Origin of the sequence: Janthinobacterium sp. HH106, assembly GCF_001758725.1 — a bacterium.
Lineage (GTDB): Bacteria > Pseudomonadota > Gammaproteobacteria > Burkholderiales > Burkholderiaceae_D > Janthinobacterium.
Genome location: NZ_LRIC01000048.1, coordinates 1 through 18,218, shown reverse-complemented (window position 1 = coordinate 18,218; position 18,218 = coordinate 1). Strand labels below are relative to the sequence as shown.

Annotated in this window: 14 protein-coding genes; 5 read left to right on the top strand and 9 right to left on the bottom strand. The window is 60.9% G+C overall.

The window, feature by feature from the left end; translation table 11 throughout:
- Window position 1: 1 nt before the first annotated feature.
- The 3 genes from JAB8_RS17615 to JAB8_RS17605 all read right to left on the bottom strand — a co-directional run bounded on the left by JAB8_RS17615 (window position 2) and on the right by JAB8_RS17605 (window position 3,852).
- Window positions 2–751 carry an amino acid ABC transporter permease gene (locus JAB8_RS17615; RefSeq protein ID WP_070220783.1) on the bottom strand — a complete coding sequence of 250 codons (750 nt, stop codon included), beginning with the start codon at window positions 749–751 and terminating at the stop codon, window positions 2–4.
- A 98-nt stretch (window positions 752–849) separates the two neighbouring features.
- A complete protein-coding gene (locus JAB8_RS17610) occupies window positions 850–1,806 on the bottom strand; it encodes an amino acid ABC transporter substrate-binding protein (protein WP_070220709.1) in 957 nt (318 codons plus the stop codon).
- Between the two features lie 195 nt (window positions 1,807–2,001).
- Window positions 2,002–3,852, bottom strand: a complete 1,851-nt coding sequence (locus JAB8_RS17605; RefSeq protein WP_070291053.1) for an ABC transporter ATP-binding protein/permease — start codon at window positions 3,850–3,852, stop codon at window positions 2,002–2,004.
- Window positions 3,853–3,988: 136 nt separating this feature from the next.
- Here JAB8_RS17605 and JAB8_RS17600 point away from each other — a divergent pair, with 136 nt between their 5' ends.
- Together JAB8_RS17600 and JAB8_RS17595 are read left to right on the top strand one after the other, a co-directional pair.
- On the top strand, window positions 3,989–4,354 hold the full coding sequence (locus JAB8_RS17600; protein ID WP_226939493.1) for an acyl-CoA thioesterase: 366 nt from the start codon (window positions 3,989–3,991) through the stop codon (window positions 4,352–4,354).
- A gap of 21 nt (window positions 4,355–4,375) precedes the next feature.
- Window positions 4,376–5,968, top strand: coding sequence for an alkaline phosphatase D family protein (locus JAB8_RS17595; protein WP_070290802.1), 1,593 nt, complete (start codon window positions 4,376–4,378; stop codon window positions 5,966–5,968).
- On the opposite strand, the gene JAB8_RS17590 is transcribed toward JAB8_RS17595, so the two are convergent.
- Entirely contained in the window at window positions 5,965–6,831 is an 867-nt protein-coding gene (locus tag JAB8_RS17590) for a LytTR family DNA-binding domain-containing protein (protein WP_070290801.1), read from the bottom strand. The two genes, JAB8_RS17595 and JAB8_RS17590, sit on opposite strands and share 4 nt — an antisense overlap.
- A gap of 155 nt (window positions 6,832–6,986) precedes the next feature.
- Here JAB8_RS17590 and JAB8_RS17585 point away from each other — a divergent pair, with 155 nt between their 5' ends.
- A complete protein-coding gene (locus tag JAB8_RS17585; protein ID WP_070290800.1) occupies window positions 6,987–8,159 on the top strand; it encodes an acyltransferase in 1,173 nt (390 codons plus the stop codon).
- On the opposite strand, the gene JAB8_RS17580 is transcribed toward JAB8_RS17585, so the two are convergent.
- The 4 genes from JAB8_RS17580 to JAB8_RS17565 all read right to left on the bottom strand — a co-directional run bounded on the left by JAB8_RS17580 (window position 8,156) and on the right by JAB8_RS17565 (window position 14,978).
- Complete coding sequence (locus JAB8_RS17580) at window positions 8,156–9,838, bottom strand: long-chain-fatty-acid--CoA ligase (RefSeq protein ID WP_070290799.1); 1,683 nt, start codon at window positions 9,836–9,838, stop codon at window positions 8,156–8,158. The genes JAB8_RS17585 and JAB8_RS17580 overlap by 4 nt on opposite strands.
- Before the next feature lie 54 nt (window positions 9,839–9,892).
- Window positions 9,893–11,575, bottom strand: a complete 1,683-nt coding sequence (locus JAB8_RS17575) for a long-chain fatty acid--CoA ligase (protein WP_070290798.1) — start codon at window positions 11,573–11,575, stop codon at window positions 9,893–9,895.
- A 276-nt stretch (window positions 11,576–11,851) separates the two neighbouring features.
- Complete coding sequence (locus tag JAB8_RS17570) at window positions 11,852–12,901, bottom strand: aminopeptidase (protein WP_070290797.1); 1,050 nt, start codon at window positions 12,899–12,901, stop codon at window positions 11,852–11,854.
- A 1-nt stretch (window position 12,902) separates the two neighbouring features.
- Window positions 12,903–14,978, bottom strand: a complete 2,076-nt coding sequence (locus tag JAB8_RS17565; RefSeq protein ID WP_070290796.1) for a molybdopterin oxidoreductase family protein — start codon at window positions 14,976–14,978, stop codon at window positions 12,903–12,905.
- 206 nt (window positions 14,979–15,184) lie between these two features.
- Here JAB8_RS17565 and JAB8_RS17560 point away from each other — a divergent pair, with 206 nt between their 5' ends.
- Complete coding sequence (locus JAB8_RS17560; RefSeq protein ID WP_070290795.1) at window positions 15,185–16,378, top strand: M20 aminoacylase family protein; 1,194 nt, start codon at window positions 15,185–15,187, stop codon at window positions 16,376–16,378.
- Between the two features lies 1 nt (window position 16,379).
- Here the strand turns inward: JAB8_RS17560 and JAB8_RS17555 are convergent, their stop codons facing one another.
- Window positions 16,380–17,264, bottom strand: a complete 885-nt coding sequence (locus JAB8_RS17555) for an NAD(P)-dependent oxidoreductase (RefSeq protein WP_275528105.1) — start codon at window positions 17,262–17,264, stop codon at window positions 16,380–16,382.
- Between the two features lie 106 nt (window positions 17,265–17,370).
- Between JAB8_RS17555 and JAB8_RS17550 the strand changes: the two genes are divergently transcribed.
- Window positions 17,371–17,943, top strand: a complete 573-nt coding sequence (locus JAB8_RS17550) for an acyloxyacyl hydrolase (protein ID WP_227742064.1) — start codon at window positions 17,371–17,373, stop codon at window positions 17,941–17,943.
- Window positions 17,944–18,218: the final 275 nt, after the last annotated feature.

The window sequence follows — 18,218 nt, the reverse complement described above, 5'->3', positions numbered from 1 at the left end:
ATCAGTGTCCTCCCGTCTTGGCGCCGGCGACGATGAAGCCGGGGATGGCGACCTTTTTTTCGATCAGGTGCATCAGCACCACGACCAGCAGGTTGACGACGACGTAGATGATGGTGGCGGCCGAAAACGCCTCGAACACCTGGAAGGAAAACTCCTGGATGGCGCGCGCGCTGGCCGTCAGCTCGATCAGGCCGATGGTCAGCGCCACGGAACTGTTCTTGATGATGTTCAAAAATTCGCTGGTCAGCGGCGGCAGGATGACGCGCGCGGCCATCGGCAGCAAAATGAAACGGTAGGTTTGCGGCAGGGTCAGGCCCAGCGCCGTGCCGGCCAGTTTCTGCCCGCGCGGCAGCGCCTCGATGCCCGTCGTCACCTGCACGGCCACGCGCGAGGAGGTAAAGAATCCCAGGCACAGTACGGCCGTGACGAATGGTGCATTCGGCAGCGACTTGACCCAGGCGCCCAGGTCCGGCGGCAGCAATTCCGGCATGACGAAATACCAGAGGAACATTTGCACCAGCAGCGGCACGTTGCGGAACAATTCAACGTAGGCATTGGCTATGCCCACCAGCCATTTATTCGGCAAGGTGCGGATGGTGCCGACCACCAGGCCCAATATCAATGCCATGATCCATGCCGCACCGGCCGTGGCCAGGGTCCAGACCAGGCCGGACCACAAGGTGTCCATATACGTGCCCACGCCATCGGGAGAAATCTCCCAGAAGATGCGCCAATTCCAGTTGTAATTCATGATCATCCTTCGCATGCAGCCCAAGGACAGCGGCCAGCCGGCCACCCGTCCCGCAAATAAATCGGGAGGCTTGCGCCTCCCGGTTTGTTACGCAATCTTTACTTTTTCCGTTTGTCCGAAGTCTTCTGCGCTTCGGGTACGGCCGCATATGCGGCCGGGTCACCGGAGTCGGTCGGATTGGCAAACACGGCCTTCAGTTGCGGCGGCATCGGGAATTTCAGGTTGATGTTTTTCGGCGGAATTGGCGAGGTAAACCATTTCGCATAAATGCGGTTGATGTCGTCGCTCTTGTACAGGCGGATCAGCGCATCGTCGACCACTTTCTTGAAGGCCGGATCGCCCTTGCGCAGCATGATGCCGTACGGTTCGACAGACAGCGCTTCCTTGGTGATTTCGTAGTCGTTCGGGTTCTTCGAGTTGGCCACCTGCGACGCCAGCAAGATGTCGTCGTTGGCTTCGGCCACCGCGCGACCCGTTTCCAGCATCAGGAACGACTCGGGATGATCCTTGCCGACGGCAATCGTCATGCCCAGGTTCTTTTCCTTGTTCAAAATCGTCATCTGCTTGATGGTCGACGTGCCGGCCGTGGCGACCAGGGTCTTGCCGCGCAAGTCTTCCAGGGTCTTGATGTTCGAGGATTTTTTCGACAGCACGCGGTTGCCGATGACGAACATGGTCGGGGCGAACGCCACCTGCTGCTGGCGCTCCAGATTGTTCGTCGTCGAGCCGCATTCAAGGTCGATGGTGCCGTTGGCCATCAGCGGGATGCGGTTGGCCGACGTGACGGGGCTCATCACCACTTTCAGTTCGCTCATGCCCAGGTGTTTCTGCAGGGCCGTGACGACTTTCATGCACAGGTCGATCGAATAACCCTGGTATTGCTGCTTGTCATCGAGATAGGAGAAGGGCACGGAGCCGTCGCGCACGCCGAGGGTGACGGAACCGGCTTTCTTGATCTTGGCCAAGGTGCCGGTCAATTCCTGAGCCTGGACTGGCGACATGCTGCTGATGACACCGACGCTGAGCAGCGTGGCGATGATTTTGGTCAATTTCATAAATTCTCCTGGGCGGACAAACGGAATCGATTCCGAACGAAACAACTGTGGTGCAGACGCCACCAATGGAATTAATTTTATTTCATTTTCAGCGCCGGACCAGCCGTTTTCTGCGATTGCCCTCAAATAGGCGCTATACGCGCGCCTGAATCGGCGCGGCTGTAGCATTTTTCCTACTGATTTCCCATTCCTGATTTATTTTGCCGGCGCCAACCCCGCCAACTCGTCCTCTTCCGCCTCATCGTCCCTATTCGCCTGCTGGCGTTGCCACATCTGCGCATACAGGCCATCCGCCGCCAGCAATTGCGGATGCGTGCCCCGCTCGACGATGCGGCCATGGTCGAGCACGAGGATTTGCTGGGCGTCGGCCACCGTCGACAGACGGTGCGCAATGACCAAAGTGGTGCGGTTTTTGGCAATCTCCTTCAGCTGCGACTGGATCGCCTGTTCGGCCTTGGAGTCGAGTGCCGAAGTGGCTTCATCGAAGATCAGGATGGCCGGGTCTTTCAGCAAGGTGCGGGCAATCGCCACGCGCTGCTTTTCGCCGCCCGACAGTTTTAAACCCCGTTCGCCCACCATGGAGCTGTAACCATCTGGCAAGCTTTCAATAAAATCATGGATCGATGCGGCTTTGGCTGCCGCCACGATGGCTTCCTTGCTGGCGCCCGGCCTGCCGTAGGCAATGTTGTATTCGATGGTGTCGTTGAACAGCACCGTATCCTGCGGCACGATGCCGATGGCCGCGCGCAGGGAATCCTGCGTGATATTGCGCAAGTCCTGGCCATCGATGGTGATGCCGCCGCCATCGACTTCATAGAAGCGGAACAGCAAACGCGACAAGGTCGACTTGCCCGAGCCGCTGTGGCCCACCACGGCTGTCGTCGTGCCGGCGGGGATCTGGAAATCCACGTCGAACAGGATTTGCCGCTTGGCTTCATAGCTGAAATCCACGTGCTCGAAACGCACGGCCGCACCCCGCGTGACGAGCGGCTTGGCGTCCGGCGTATCGGCGATTTCGCGGTTCTCGTTCAGCAGGGAAAACAATCGCTCCATGTCGGCCAGGCTTTGCTTGATTTCGCGGTAAATGACGCCGAGGAAATTGAGGGGGATATACAGCTGGATCATGAAGGCGTTCACCAGCACCAGGTCGCCCAGAGTCATCGTGCCGGCGATCACGCCCACGGTGGCGCGCCACAAAATCAAGGTGACGGCCGTGGCGATGATCAAGGACTGGCCCGTATTGAGCAGGGATAGCGAGGTCTGCGATTTCACGGCGGCCGATTCGTAGCGCTGCAAGCCTTCGTCGTAGCGCTTCGCTTCGTAATCCTCGTTGCCGAAATATTTTACGGTTTCATAGTTGATCAGCGAATCGATGGCCTTGGTATTCGCCTTCGAGTCGAGGTCGTTCATGGTGCGGCGGAAATGCGTGCGCCAGTTCGTCACCAGCACGGTAAACGCGATGTACGACACGAGCGCCACCGCCGTGATCACGGTGAACCAGATGTCGTAATGCAAGACCAGATAGCCGAGCACGAGGGTGATTTCCACCAGGGTCGGCAGGATGTTGAACAGGGTGTAGGAAATGAGCGAGCCGACGCTGCGCGTACCCCGTTCGATATCGCGCGTCATGCCGCCCGTCTGGCGGTTCAAATGGAAACGCAGGGACAGCGCATGCAGGTGGCGGAACACTTGCAGGGCGATGGTGCGCACGGCCCGCTGCGTGACCCGGGCGAACAGGAATTCGCGCAGTTCCGTAAACAAGGTGGTCGACAGGCGCAGCAAGCCGTAGGCCACCAGCAAGCCCACGGGCAGCACCAGCAGCGCTTGCGGATGCGCGGCCGTGATCGTCATGGCGTCGACGAGTTTTTTCAGGATCAGGGGCACGCCCACGTTGGCGAGCTTGGCGCCGACCAGGCATAGCAGCGCCAGCAATACTCGCCATTTGTAGACCCACAGGTAGGGCAGCAAGGTCTTGATGGTGGCGAAATCGCTGTGGCTGGCGGAAGCTGGCGAGCGGGGCGGAGGGGGAGTCTGGGAACGGCGCATGGCGAAGGTCGGCTTTTTATGGTTCAATCGCAGCAATTGTAGCCTTTCATGAGAATAAAAGATGAGCACCTCCCCAGACCGTCCCGACAACTGCCTCGCCTCCGGCCTGCCCGCCGGAAAAATGCCGGAATTGCGCATGATGCCCGCGCCGTCCGACGCCAATGTGTACGGCGACGTCTTCGGCGGCTGGATCATGGCGCAAGTCGATATCGCCGGCTCCCTGCCGGCCACGCGGCGCGCCAACGGCCGTGTCGCCACCATCGCCGTCAATTCCTTCGTCTTCAAAAATCCCGTCTTCGTCGGCGATCTTCTGTCCTTCTACGCCGACATCGTCAAGGTGGGCAATACGTCGATCACCGTCAATGTCGAGGTGTATGCCGAGCGTAACCGCCTGCAGGCCTGCATCGTAAAAGTCACGGAGGCGACCCTGATCTACGTGGCGACGGACTCCGACCGCAAGCCGCGCAAGGTGCCGCCGATCGAGACCTTATTGGCGTCTTGATTGTCGTAATCATTCCACACCATGGATAGCCAGCGCCGCATCTTCTTGCTGAGCGCTGCGCGCATCACGGCGCTGGCCGCGGCCGGCACTGTGCTGTCCGGTTCCAGCGCCGGCGCCGCCACGCGCCTGAACGGCACGGCTTATCCGTTTGCGCTCGGCGTCGCTTCCGGCTCGCCCTTGCCCGACGCCGTCGTGCTGTGGACGCGCATCTGCTACGACCCGCTGCACGCAGCCGCCACGCCCGCCATCGCCCTGAACGTGCGCTGGGAAGTGGCCGAAGACGAGGCTTTCCGGCGCATCGCCGCCAAGGGGCAAGCGACGGCCATGCCCGCCCTCGCGCACAGCGTGCACGTCGACGCGGGCGGCCTGGCGCCCGGACGCTGGTACTGGTACCGCTTCATGCTGGGCGACGCCGTCAGCCCCGTGGGCCGCACGCGCACGGCGCCCGAACCCGCCTCCATGCCTGCCTCGCTGAAACTGGCCGTCGCCTCGTGCCAGCACTGGGAATTCGGCGCGTATGGGGCGCACCGGCACATCGCGGCGGCGGCGCCCGACCTCGTGGCCTTCCTCGGCGATTACATTTATGAGTGGGGGCCGTACCAGCTGCAGCACCCGGACCGGGCCGTGCGCACGCATGAAAGTTTTACCTTGGACGAGTACCGCGCCCGCTACGCGCAATACAAGAGCGACCGCGACTTGCAGGGCGCGCACCTGGCCGCGCCGTGGATCGTCACCTGGGACGACCATGAAGTGGCCAACGACTACGGCAACGACCGCGACGAGTTGCTCACGCCCACCTTCCTGCAGCGCCGCGCGGCCGCCTACCAGGCGTTTTATGAGCACATGCCGCTGCGCCTGCTGCCGCTGGGGCGGCGCGGCTTTGTCGACATGCGCATCGACCAGCGCTACGACTGGGGCCGGTTGGCACGCTTCCACGTGCTGGACGACCGGCAATACCGCGCCTACCACGCCTGCGCCAAACCGGGCCGTGGCGGCTCCAATTCCGTCACCACGCGCAACTGTCCCGACTTGCTCAAGCCCGACCGCACGATGCTGGGCGAGGAACAGCAGCGCTGGCTGCAAACCGGTCTCGATGATTCCCCGGCGCGCTGGAATATCCTCGCCCAGCAAACCCTGATGGCGCAATCGAGTCAGGTACCCATCGTGCGGCCCGGCGACGAGCGCGTCTGGACTGATGGCTGGGACGGCTATCCCATGGCGCGCCAGCATCTGCTCGACGCCTTGCGCAGCAGCAAGGCCAGCAACCCGCTGGTGTTGTCGGGCGACGTGCACACTTTTTATGCGACGGAACTGAGCCGCAACGCCATGCGGCCCGCCGGCAAGGATAATCCCGTGCTGGCGACCGAGTTTTGCGGCACTTCGATCACGTCGAGTTCCCGCCCGCAGGCGCGCACCGACCAGTACGTGGCGATGAACCCGCACATCCGCTACGGACGCAGCGACAAGCGCGGCTATATGTTGCTGGAGATCACGCCAGAAAAAAGCACGGCTCTGTTCCAGGGCCTGGAAAATGTACGCGACAACACATCCGGCATCGCGACATTGGCCAGCTTCACCGTGCAGGACGGCAAGGTGGGCCTGCAACGCAGCTAAGCTACGCTTTTCAAGGCGTCGCGGTAGCGCCGGCTGACGGGCACTTCGCCGCCCGTGGACAGCACGGCGCGCGCGTCGCCCGATTCCAGCGGTATGATGGCCTGCACGAAATCCAGATTGACGATATAGCTGCGGTGCACGCGCACAAAGCGCTTGCCATCGAGGCGGCGCTCGATGGCGGCCATGGTCGAACGCAGCGGATAATCGTGCCCGCGCACATGCAGGTTCACACAGTTGCCCCAAGCTTGTATCCATTCGATCTCAAGAGCAGGCAACAGAAAATCCTTGCCCAGCTTGCGCACCAGGAAACGTTCCGGCTGCTGCACCGGTTCCACGGCGGGTCCTTCATCGGGCTCGCCCAGCAAGGTCGCCTCGCCTTGCCAGCGCATCAGCAGCAACTGGTAAAAGCCCACCGCCAGCAGGACGAGGAAGTAAGCACGCACATCTTTCAGGTATTCATACGGCAACTCGCGCCACCAATGACCGAAATCGTAAGCGCTGCCGGCGCTCCAGTACGCCAGCTTGCGCAAGGCCACCATGGCCGCCACGTGCGCCAGGCTGTAGGCGACCGACGCGGCCAGGTGCCAGCGCAGGTTCTGGCGCTGGAACACCAGCTGCAGCGGCCGGTACTGTCCCGCCAGCACGACCACGGGCACCAGCGCCAGCAGTACCAGATTGCTGCTCCACTCCCACACGGCCACTTCCCAGAACGGCGTATTGACGCCGGCGCGCCGCAGGTCCAGCCAGACCAGCCAGCTGTTGACGCTGGCCTGCAGCAGATACAGCACGATCCAGAATCCCGGCTCGGCCACACGGCGCCAGCGTTGATAACGTTGCAACAGGTCAGTGGAAGCGATGTGCATGGTTTCGGGGCTTGAATGAGTTACATGATTGTAAGGTCACACACCCGTCCCAGGCGATCCATTCGTCCCAGCCAGCCGTCCGCTGGTCCCATTTCGCTGGCACGCTGCCCCGTCGCTGCCTATGCTGAGGCTTCCTTCACCACTCGCCCACGATCATGACCATAGCCTCCCGCCGTCACGATATCGATGCCTTGCGCTTTCTCGTCTTCAGCCTGCTGATTGTCTATCACACTGCCCTGCTGTACATGGATGGATGGCACTTTCACATGCACAGCAGCTACGCCACCGATGCCTTGAACATGCCGCTGATCTTCCTCAACCGCTGGCGCATGGAAATCGTCTTCCTCATCTCCGGCGTCTCGTGCGCCATGATGACGCAGGCCTCGCGCGGCGCCTTCCTGTGGCGCAGGACCAAGCGGCTGCTGCTGCCGCTGCTGTTCGGCATGGCCGTCATCATTCCCATCCAGCCGTATTGCGAAGGGGTCAGCAAGGGCCTGGTCGAGCCTGGATATGGGCGGTTCCTGCTGCATTACTTTGGCGGCCATGCCTGGCCGGCAGGCGCCTTCGATGGCTGGCAATATGGCTTTACCTGGAACCACCTGTGGTATCTCGTGTACTTGCTGCTGTACATCATCGTACTGGTGGCGCTGCAGCCGCTGCTGGCGGCGCTGCGCCCCCGGTTCCAGCGCTTGCGCGGATGGCATCTGCTCGTCCTGCCTGCCCTGCCACCCTTGGCGGCCATGGTCTTCCTCAAAATGCGCTATCCGGAAACCCATGCGCTGGTGCGCGACTGGTATGCGCACGCCATGTATTTCACGCTGTTCCTGTATGGCTGGTGGCTGGGCAATGACAAGGGATTGTGGGCGGAACTGGCGCGCTTGCGCTGGCATACGCTGTGGCTGGGCCTGGGCGCGTTTGCCGTGTATATGTTTTTCGACCAGATATATTCGGAGAACCTGCTGACCTGGGCCGCGTTCGGCTCCTGGCCCATGCGCAATCTATACATGTGGCTGGCCATCTGCGCCATCCTGGGCTGGTCGCACACCTTGCTGAATCAACCTTTTGCCTGGCTGCCATGGGCGCGCCAGGCCGTGTTTCCCTGGTACCTACTGCACCAGAGCGCGATTATCCTGCTGGCCTACTGGCTGGTGCCGTTAAAACTGGGTCCCGTGCTGGAACCGTTGCTGATACTGGCTGGCACGGTGGCGACTTGCTGGTTGGCAACGTCGCTGCTGATCAGCAAAGTGCACTGGCTGCGCCCCTGCTTCGGCCTGCCCGCCAGGCCACGGCAAGCCGTAGGTGCGGACACGGCCTTGGCGGCGAATTAAGCTACTTTCTTTTCGTCTCGCAATTGACGGCGCAATATCTTGCCGACATTCGTCTTCGGCAATTCATCGCGGAACTCGATGTATTTCGGTTTCTTGTAGGCCGTCAATTCATGTTTGCAATGCTCGCGGATCTGTTCCACCGTCAGGTTCGGGTCCTTGCGCACAACAAACACTTTCACGGCTTCGCCCGCGTTGGCGTCCGGCACGCCGATGCAGGCGCATTCGAGCACACCAGGGCAGGACGCGACCACGTCTTCCACCTCGTTCGGATACACATTGAAGCCGGAGACGATGATCATGTCTTTCTTGCGGTCGACAATCTTCACATAGCCACGCTCGTCCATGACGCCCACGTCGCCCGTCTTGAAGTAGCCGTCGGCCGTCATCGACTTGGCCGTCTCGTCCGGACGCTGCCAATATCCCGCCATCACTTGCGGGCCGCGCACGGCGATTTCGCCGGGCTCGCCCAGCGGCACTTCCACGCCATCGTCATTCAGAATAGCCACTTCCGTCGACGGGAAAGGCAAGCCGATGGTGCCCGTAAATTCCGTGATATCGACGCGGTTGCCCGTCACCACGGGCGACGTTTCCGACATGCCATAGCCTTCGATCAGCGGGCAGCCCGTCAGTTTCAGCCAGCGTTCGGCCACGTTGCGTTGCAGGGCCATGCCGCCGCCGTTGCACACTTTGTAGCTGGAGAAATCGAGCTTGGCAAAGTCAGCATTGTTCAGCAGCGCGTTGTACAAGGTATTGACGGCCGGGAAGACGACGATCTTGTGCTTGCTCAATTCCTTGACGAAACCAGGGATGTCGCGCGGGTTGGGAATCAGCACGTTCAAGCCGCCCACGCGCATGCCCATCAGGGCGCTGACCGTCAGCGAGTAGATGTGATACAGGGGCAAGGCGCACATGAATCCCATCGAGGTGGCGCGCATTTCAGGCGTCATCACAGGCGCCATCCACGCCTCGTTTTGCAATACGTTGGCAATCACGTTACGGTGCAACAGCATCGCGCCTTTTGAAACGCCCGTCGTGCCGCCCGTGTATTGCAGGAAGACGATATCGTCATGCCCCTGCTGCACCGGCGTCAGGCTCAAGCGTGCACCTTCGGCCAGCATCTTGTTGAAACTGATGGCGTTCGGCAAGGAGAACGCAGGCACCATTTTCTTGATCTTGCGCACGACGAAGTTGACGATGGTGCCCTTCAAGCCGCCCAGCAAGTCGCCCATGGTGGCGACGATCACATGCTTGACTTGGGTATGCCGCAACACCTGTTCGACCGTCGTGGCAAAGTTTTCCAGCACGATGATCGCTTCGCTGCCCGAATCGACCAGCTGGTGCTGGAGTTCGCGCGGCGTGTACAGCGGATTGACGTTCACCACCGTGTAGCCGGCGCGCAGGATCGCCGCCATGGCCACCGGATATTGCAGCACGTTCGGCAACATGATCGCCACGCGTGCGCCCCGTTGCAGCCCCTTGCTTTGCAGCCAGGCGCCCATCTGCAGCGACAACTGGTCGAGCTCGCGGTAGGTCAGGAATTTATCCATGCACACGAAAGCATTGCGGTCCGCATATTTCTGGAACGACTCTTCCAGCAAATGCGTGACGGAACGGTATTGCGTGCAATCAATCTCTGCGGGCACGCTGTCCGGGTACGACTTCAACCAAATCTTGTCCATCTCGCCTCATCTTTATCTGTAAAAGGGATGCGCCTCCTGGCGCATCCACACTGTTTATGCTGCTATCTTCGTTTCATCGCGCAAGGCGCGACGCAAAATCTTGCCGACGTTGGTCTTCGGCAGTTCATCGCGGAATTCGATGTATTTCGGCCGCTTGTAGCCCGTGAACTGCTCCTTGCAATACGCGGCCAGCACGGCCTGGGTCAGGTTCGGGTCCTTGCGCACGACAAATACTTTCACGGCTTCGCCCGAGTGTTCATCGGGCACGCCCACGCACGCGCACTCGAGCACGCCCGGATGGGCCGCGATGACGGCTTCGACTTCGTTCGGATACACATTGAAGCCGGAGACGAGAATCATGTCTTTCTTACGGTCCACGATCTTCACGTAGCCGCGCTCGTCCATGATGCCCACGTCGCCCGATTTAAAATAGCCGTCCGGTGTCATGACCTTGGCCGTTTCATCGGGACGGTTCCAGTAGCTGCTCATCACTTGCGGGCCACGGATGGCGATCTCGCCCGTCTGGCCCAGCGGTACTTCCTTGCCGTCATCGTCGAGGATGGCGATATCGGTCGATGGCACGGGCAAGCCGATGGTGCCGGAAAACGCCGTGCTGTCGGCGCGGTTGCAGGTGGCGACGGGCGACGTTTCCGACAAGCCATAGCCTTCGATGATGGACACGCCCGTCACCTGCAGCCACTTGTCGTTGACGGCTTGCTGCACCGCCATGCCGCCGCCATTAGCGATCTTCAAGCCCGAGAAATCGAGCTTGGCAAAATCGGGATGATTGACCAGCGCGTTATACAGCGTATTGACCGCCGGAAGCAGGTTGAACTTGTACTTGCCCAGTTCCTTGATCAGGCCCGGAATATCGCGCGGATTCGGGATCAGGATATTCAGGGCGCCCACGCGCGTGCCCCACATGGCGCAGGCCGTCAGGGCAAAGATATGGTACAGCGGCAAGGCGCAGACGACGATCATCTGTTCCTTGCTGTTCTGGTCGAGCGCCGCGCCCGACCACGCTTCGCTTTGCAGCACATTGGCGATCACATTGCGGTGGCTCAAGGTCGCGCCTTTCGACACGCCCGTCGTGCCGCCCGTATATTGCAGGAAAGCGGGATCGTTGATGCTCAGCTCGACGGGCGTGAGCTTCATGCGGCTGCCCAGCGCCAGCGCCTGCTTGAAACGCATGGCGTTCGGCAAGGAATACGCGGGCACCATCTTCTTGACGTTGCGCACGACAAAATTGACGATCATGCCCTTCAAGCCACCGAGCATTTCGCCCATGCTGGCGACGACGATGTGCTTGACGGCCGTCTTGCTCAATACTTGCTCGACCGTATGGGCAAAATTTTCCAGCACGATGATCGCTTCGCTGCCCGAATCGTTGAGCTGATGCTCAAGTTCGCGCGGCGTATATAAAGGGTTGACGTTGACCACCGTGTAGCCGGCGCGCAGCACGGCCGCGATCGCGACCGGATACTGGAGCACGTTCGGCATCATCAGGGCCACCCTGGCCCCCTTCTTCAGCCCACGGCTTTGCAGAAAGGCCCCCAGCTGGCGCGAATAGGTATCTAGTTCGGCATAGGTGAGAAATTTGTCCATGCAGACATAGGCATTGCGATCCGCATATTTTTGAAACGCTTCTTCCAGCAAATGCACCAGCGAACGATATTGATCAGGATCGATGTCGGCGGGGACGCCGGAAGGATACGACTTCAGCCAAATTTTTTCCATCCTGTGCCTCTTGTCTCGAATAATCGTGGGGGAGCCGGCGCATCTTGCCGACGCGGATCATCGCTGCGGATTCTGTCGTCCTGCAGTCAGTTTGAGCATTCTGACGAGCAATTGCTCTATGCTACTAATGCGATGCTATCGGGCGCCGCGCTTCCATGCAAGCGCTTTCAACAGTATTCGAGCAGCAACTCTAAGGCCTTTTTATGCTGCATTGCAGCATGATAAATACGCTGTTACCGAATCGCTTGCCTCGGCGTACTGGACAATCTTTACGGGTCAGGGGCTGGACAATTGTTCCAGCGCATACCTGCGCTCGGGCTTCTTGAGCTGGGCCATTGTGTGCACTGCAGCATAAAAAGCACGAAAGTTCTTTTTTTCTTCCAGCAATTTTTTGAAGGCAGGCAAAAATTCATTGTAGGTAGACACCGAAGCCAGGTGCGCATTGCTCAATGGCTGCTCGAACCAGCGGTCGTAACCGGCAAAACCGCCCCAGTTTTGCTTGAGCACCTGATACGCGTCTTTCAATGCTGCAAACACCTGCGCCTTGCGCGCGCGCTTGTCCGCATCGCTGGCGTCGCTCGCATACACGGCGTCCAGTTCCCCCCGATACTTCAGCAGCAAGGCCAGAAAATCCTGGCGCCGCGCCGCATACTGGGCGTACGACGCGCGCATCGCGTCATTGCCCTCGCGCGCCAGCCAGCGCTGCACGCCCGCCTCTTCCACGGCGCTGGCAAACGATTCGTTGAAGGCCGAATCGCCGGGCACATACACCACCTGGTGCGCCAGCTCATGGAAAATCAGGCGCGCCAGTTCCGCATCGTTGTAGTTGATAAAGGTCGACAGCAGCGGGTCGTCGAACCAGCCCAGGGTGGAATACGCGGGCACGCCGCCCACCTGCACGTCGTAATGCTGGGCGCGCAGCTCGTCGGCATACGCGAGCGCCTCATCCTTGCTGTAATAGCCGCGGTAACTGACGCAGCCGGCGATGGGAAAACACCATTGCAGCGGCTGCAGCGACAATTCCGGCGTGGCCACCACGTTCCACAGCACGAACGGGCGCCGCAGGGCCGCGTAATTCTTGTAGCTGCCATTGTCCGGCAAATCCAGTTCGCTGACGGCAAAGCGGCGGATCTGCTGCGCCTTGGCCAGGCGCACTTTCAGGCTCGGTTCGGTAGCCGGGTCATCGAGCCAGTCACCGATGGGGCGCGCGCCGGACCACAGCGCATATTGCCCCTGCGCCGCCTGCGTGTAGTAGCGCAGCTGCGTGCAGCCGCCCAGCGGCAGGCACAGCATGCCGACAAGCAGACGGGCCGGCCAGCGCGCCATGTCAGGCAACCTTTTCCACTTCGACCAGCGTGTCATAAAAGGTGGGCGCGCGGCCCATGTCCGTCAGGCGCTGGCTCGTCACTTCATTGGCGTTCTTGCCATCGCTGGCGAGCTTTTTCCACCACACGGACAGGCCCACCACCAGGCCACGTCTCGCCTTGTCCGTGACCCTGGCCCTGGCGACAAAGCTGCCGCGGTCATTGAAGATGCGCACCATGTCGCCGGCCGCGATGCCGCGCGCGGCACAATCGTCCGGGTGGATATCGAGGTGCGGCTCGCCCTCGGCCGCGCGCAGGCTTTTCACGTTCACAAAAGTGGAATTGAGGAAGTTGCGCGCCGGCGGCGAAATCATGGCCAGCGGGAAACGCGCCGCCAGCGCGGGATTGCTCGCTGGCGATTCGTGCGGCGCAATGTAGGTCGGCAAGGGATCGAGTCCCGCCTGCGCCATGGCGCTGGAATACAACTCGCACTTGCCCGATGGCGTGGGGAAACCACCTTCGGCAAAGGGCGCCTCGGGCATGGCCAGCTTTTGCCAGCCCGTGCGTTTCAGCGATTCCCAGTCGAAATGCACGGCACGGGCATCCGTCGCATCGAAGGCCTTGGCCGCCAGCGCATCGTCGCTTTCCTGGAAGCACGGGTCATCAAAGCCCATGTATTGGGCCAGCAGGCGGAAGATTTCCGTATTCGCCTTCGCTTCGCCCAGCGGCGCCACGGCCGCATTGTTCGCCATCATGTACAAATGGCCGTAGGTGGAATGCGCATCGACGTGTTCCAGCTGCGTGGTGGCGGGCAGCACGATGTCGGCGTAATCGACGGTATCGGTCTGGAAGTGCTCGAGCACGACCGTAAACAAATCTTCGCGGGCAAAACCCTGCGCCACTTTCGACGAATCGGGCGCCACGGCCAGCGGATTCGAGTTGTAGACGATCACGGCTTCCACTTGCGGACCGAACTCGGCGGAACTTTCTTTCAATAAATCGTCGCCGATAGTGCTCATGTTGATGGTGCGCGGCGTGCCTTTCAATAAGTCGGGGCGCTGCAAGGCCTTGCGGTTGACGGGGAAGGAACCCGAGCTCGACAGCTGCATGCCGCCGGCCGGATGGCGCCAGGCACCCGTCAGGGCCGGCAGGCAGGCGATATTGCGCACGGCCATGCCGCCGCCATGCACGCGCTGCACGCCATAGTTGGCACGGATGGCGGCGCCCTCGCCGGAACGGCAAGCGTGGCCGTACAGGCGCGCCAGTTCCACCACTTCCGTGGCCGTGATGCCGCACACCTCGGCCGCGCGTTCAGGCGGCCACGCCAAAGCGCGCTGTTTCAAGGCAGCGTAGCCGACCGTGTAGCGTTCGATGTAATCATGGTCGACCAGGTCTTCGGTGATCAAGACATGCATCAAACCCAGCGCCAGGGCCGCATCGGTGCCCGGCAGCAAAGCGATATGCTGATGGCATTTTTCTGCCGTCAGCGAACGGTAAGGGTCGATGGCGATCAGGGTGGCGCCGTTGCGCTTGGCCTCTTGCGCGCGCATCCAGAAGTGCAGGTTCGAGGCGATGGGATTGCCGCCCCAGATGATGATCAATTTCGCGTTCTGGAACTGCTCCAGGTCCGTGCCGATGCTGGCGCCCACCGTGTAGCGGTAGCCCGTGGCGCCGGCCGACGCGCAGATGGTGCGGTCCAGCAGGGAAGCGCCGAGCTGGTTGAAGAAACGCGAAGACATCGATTCGCCCTGCACCAGGCCCATGGTGCCGCAGTAGCTGTACGGCAAGATCGCCTGCGGATTGCGTGCGGCGATCGGTTTCAATCGGGCGGCGATGGTCTGCAATGCCTCTTCCCAGCTGATGCGCTCGAACTTGCCTTCCCCCTTCTTGCCCACGCGGCGCAGCGGATGCAGCAGCCGGTCCGCATGGTAGGTGCGTTCCGTGAAGCGCGATACCTTGGTGCACAGCACGCCAGCCGTGGTCGGGTGGTCGGGATCGCCCTTGACGGCGGTGGCCACCCCATCGGTCACGGTGACCAGCAAGGCGCAGGTATCGGGGCAATCGAGCGGGCAGGCGGCGCGCACTTGGGTGGTGGTCATCGGGTAATCCAAAAACGTTGGGGGAAGGCGATACTGTAAACCATTCCGCGCGCTTGCTGTTGGCGTCAGGGCAAGCTGGTCCGTGCGCTGGATTTACCCCGCAAACAAGGGCTACAATGCATTATTAGCCGCGTCTGTTTTTGATCAAACAAGCGCGGTCCGGCGCGCCATACATTGCCGCGTGCCAGCATCCATAGGAGAGTCCCATGAAACTAGTTGATCCGATCTTGGCGTTTCAATCCGAACTGCAAGGTATCCGCCGCGACCTGCATGCGCACCCCGAGCTGTGCTACGAAGAACAGCGCACCTCGGACGTGGTCGCCGCCAAACTGACGGAATGGGGCATTCCCGTGGTACGCGGCCTGGGCCGCACTGGCGTGGTCGGCATCATCAAAAATGGTACGTCGACACGCGCCATCGGCCTGCGCGCCGACATGGATGCCTTGCCCATGCAGGAAATGAATACCTTCGAGCATGCCTCGCGCCACCCGGGCAAGATGCACGCCTGCGGCCACGACGGCCACACGGCCATGCTGCTGGGTGCCGCCCATTACCTGGCGCAGCACCGCAACTTCGACGGCACCGTCTACCTCGTCTTCCAGCCGGCGGAAGAAGGCGGCGCCGGCGCGCGCGAACTGATAGCAGACGGCTTGTTTACCCGCTTTCCCATGGATGCCATCTACGGCATGCACAACTGGCCGGGCGCGGAAACAGGCACCCTGAGCGTGGTGGAAGGCCCGATGATGGCGTCGAGCAATGAATTCCACGTCACCGTCAAAGGCAAGGGCGCGCATGCGGCCCAGCCCCACAAGGGCATCGATCCCGTCATGGTGGCCGTGCAGATCGCGCAAAGCTGGCAAACCGTCATCACGCGCAACAAGAGTCCGCTCGACACGGCCGTGCTGTCGATCACGCAAATCCATGCGGGCAGCGCCACCAACGTGATTCCCGATGACGCGAGCCTGGTCGGCACCGTGCGCACCTTCACCACGCCCGTGCTGGACCTGATCGAAGAGCGCATGCGCGACATCGCCGTGCACACGGCCGCCGCATTTGGCGCGGAAGTCGATTTCCACTTCAAGCGCAACTATCCGCCGCTGGTCAACCATGCGAAGGAAACGGCGTTTGCCGTCGACGTGATGAAAAGCGTGGTGGGCGCGGACAAGGTCAACGCGTATGTCGAACCAACGATGGGCGCGGAAGATTTCGCGTTTTTCCTGCAGGAAAAGGCCGGCTGTTACATCTTCATCGGCAATGGCGATGGCGAGCACCGCGATGGCGGCCACGGCCTGGGTCCGTGCGTTTTGCACAATGGCAGCTACGACTTCAACGACAATCTGCTGCCGATCGGCGCCAGTTTCTGGGTCAAGCTGGCCGAAGCGAGCCTGCCCGTCGCTTGATTCAGCTCAGCTTATCCGGACCAGTGCCCAAACGCTGACCCGGATTCAACGCTTCCAGGGCCAGCAAGGCCGCCGCATGGTCTGCCGTCGGGTGGCTGGTGGCGAGGGTTTCATAGCGCTGCGTCACCAGTTGCGTCACCGGCAAGGTGACGTGGGCCGCCTCGGCTGCGGCGAGGATGTTGTGCATATCCTTGATCTGGCTTTTCACCTGGCCACCGGCAACAAAGTTGCGCTCCAGCATGCGCTGGCCATGCACCTCCAAAATCTTGCTCTCCGCAAAACCGCCACGAATAGCGGCGCGTACGGCGCTCGCATCGGCGCCGGCCGCCTGGGCCAGCAGCAAGGCTTCCGCCACGATAGTCAATGTCGCGCCGACGATCAGCTGATTGCACAGCTTGGCAACCTGGCCACTGCCGGCCGGCCCCACCAGAGTCGGGCGCCCCATGGCCGCCAGAATCGATTCAACCCGCGCGTAATCGCTGGCGCTGGCACCGGCCATGATGGCCAGGGTACCCGCCTGCGCTCCGCCGACGCCGCCCGACACGGGCGCATCGATGAAGCCATGGCCAGCGGCGTGCAGAGTGGCATGGAATTGCTGGGCTTCTGATTGTCTGGTGGAGCTCATGTCGATCCAGATCGCGCCAGTTGCCAGGGCCGGCAGCGCTTCTTGCAGCACCTGCGCCACGATGGGACCGGCTTCCAGCATCGAGATGACCACGTCCGCGCCATTGACCGCCTCAGCCACGGAAACGGCCGGCTGCGCCCCTGCCGCACGCAGGACTTCGGCCTTGCTGTGCGTGCGATTCCAAATTGTGACAGAATATCCAGCGCGTAGCAGGCACCGGACCATCGGATCCCCCATCAGACCGATACCAAGAAATGCGATTTTTGTAGAGAATGTCAATTGAACCCCTGAGATCAACAAGTGGCGAGAGCGGCATGCAAAGCAAGGTGCCTGTACAAACAAGACAAGCCTAACGGCCAATTTTACGATGAAAGCCTCTATGTTCTTCAAGAAGAATCTCCTCAAATCCATCGCCGCCGTCACCGCGCTGATGGCGGCCAACGCCGGCTTTGCCGCCGACGACAAACTGATCGACTCCGTCTACGGCGAATATGCCAAGGGCGTCAAAGTGCAGATGTTGCGTGCTGGTGTGACCTCGAACTGGGATAAAGCCTGGTTTGTATCGAATGGCACGCAGCTGAGCGGTTACTGGGATGCCAGCATCGGCGGCTGGGATGGCAAGAGCTATCGCAACGTCCCTGGCCAGCATCAAAAACTGTGGGACCTGGGCTTTACTCCTGTCTTCCGCTTTGAAAACACGAATAAACTGGGCTTCTACGCGGAAGGCGGCATTGGCGTGCACATGCTGTCCAAGCTGTACGATAACGACGATAACCGCCTGTCGACCCACTTCCAGTTCGGCGACCATATCGGCATCGGGTATGTCTTCAATAACAAATGGGAAGTCGCTGCGAAAATCCAGCATTTCTCGAACGGCGGCTACAAGAAACCGAACAGCGGCGTCAATTACATGAACGTCAAAGTCGCTTATCACTTTTAATTGGTTTGATAAATGACAAAGGCAGCGCGCGGCGCTGCCTTTTTTTCGTCTGTTGCATTGGCAGCTGATGAACAGCCGGGGTCAGACCCTCCATGCCGCAAACTCATGAGCTTGTGCTGTCGCCATGGGGGTCGGCGTAGGTCGGCTTAGCGCCGCGCGCGTAAGCCGACAGCCACCGACACAAAAGCACAGACGAAAAAAAACCCGCCAATTGCTTGACGGGTTTTTCTCTTACTGCGTATAACAAGCCTGACGATAACCTACTTTCACACTGG

Coding starts and splice junctions, on each gene's coding strand:
- JAB8_RS17615 (WP_070220783.1), bottom strand. CDS start 751: ATGAATTACAACTGGAATTGGCGCATCTTCTGGGAGATTTCTCCCGAT.
- JAB8_RS17610 (WP_070220709.1), bottom strand. CDS start 1,806: ATGAAATTGACCAAAATCATCGCCACGCTGCTCAGCGTCGGTGTCATC.
- JAB8_RS17605 (WP_070291053.1), bottom strand. CDS start 3,852: ATGCGCCGTTCCCAGACTCCCCCTCCGCCCCGCTCGCCAGCTTCCGCC.
- JAB8_RS17600 (WP_226939493.1), top strand. CDS start 3,989: ATGATGCCCGCGCCGTCCGACGCCAATGTGTACGGCGACGTCTTCGGC.
- JAB8_RS17595 (WP_070290802.1), top strand. CDS start 4,376: ATGGATAGCCAGCGCCGCATCTTCTTGCTGAGCGCTGCGCGCATCACG.
- JAB8_RS17590 (WP_070290801.1), bottom strand. CDS start 6,831: ATGCACATCGCTTCCACTGACCTGTTGCAACGTTATCAACGCTGGCGC.
- JAB8_RS17585 (WP_070290800.1), top strand. CDS start 6,987: ATGACCATAGCCTCCCGCCGTCACGATATCGATGCCTTGCGCTTTCTC.
- JAB8_RS17580 (WP_070290799.1), bottom strand. CDS start 9,838: ATGGACAAGATTTGGTTGAAGTCGTACCCGGACAGCGTGCCCGCAGAG.
- JAB8_RS17575 (WP_070290798.1), bottom strand. CDS start 11,575: ATGGAAAAAATTTGGCTGAAGTCGTATCCTTCCGGCGTCCCCGCCGAC.
- JAB8_RS17570 (WP_070290797.1), bottom strand. CDS start 12,901: ATGGCGCGCTGGCCGGCCCGTCTGCTTGTCGGCATGCTGTGCCTGCCG.
- JAB8_RS17565 (WP_070290796.1), bottom strand. CDS start 14,978: ATGACCACCACCCAAGTGCGCGCCGCCTGCCCGCTCGATTGCCCCGAT.
- JAB8_RS17560 (WP_070290795.1), top strand. CDS start 15,185: ATGAAACTAGTTGATCCGATCTTGGCGTTTCAATCCGAACTGCAAGGT.
- JAB8_RS17550 (WP_227742064.1), top strand. CDS start 17,371: ATGAAAGCCTCTATGTTCTTCAAGAAGAATCTCCTCAAATCCATCGCC.